Below are 501 nucleotides of genomic sequence, written 5' to 3'. Positions count from 1 at the left end.
GCCAGTGCGAGACCAGCCAGCGACTGGCTACAATACCAGGTATAGGAGTGCTCACGGCAACAGCCTTGGCCGCGACGGTTGCCGATCCAGGCCTGTTTAAATCCGCGCGCCAGTTCTCTGCCTGGTTGGCCCTGGTCCCACGACAAAACTCATCAGGCGGCAAAGAACGGCTTGGACGTATTACCAAGATGGGGGACGCTTATTTGCGTAAGCTTCTTGTTGTCGGAGCCACAGCGGTGCTCAGGCACGAGATCCGGGCGCAAACGCGCACCGGGGAATGGGTGCGTCACTTGCTGGAGCGCAAACCCTCACGGTTGGTGAGCGTGGCACTTGCCAACAAGACGGCCCGGATTGCCTGGTCTGTTCTGGCGAAAGGGGAAACCTACCGGTCGGCATGATCTAAAAGTTCGCTTTCCGTGGAACCAACGGGTCCGCGGATGAGAATGCAAGAGCAATCCAAGTGATGATGATCAAGCTAGCCGCGGCCGGAACACCCCGTGG

1 protein-coding gene is annotated in these 501 nt (G+C 59.1%); it reads left to right on the top strand.

The genetic code is table 11. The features are described from left to right. Positions 1-398 (top strand): IS110 family transposase (locus Q0835_RS30110; protein ID WP_298967185.1); only part of this gene is annotated, 398 nt, incomplete at its 5' end. Positions 399-501 lie beyond the last annotated feature (103 nt).

The organism is uncultured Roseibium sp. (assembly GCF_947499295.1).
Lineage (GTDB): Bacteria > Pseudomonadota > Alphaproteobacteria > Rhizobiales > Stappiaceae > Roseibium.
Note: the sequence above shows the minus strand (reverse complement) of the source record. Positions and strands in the feature narration are given on the sequence as shown.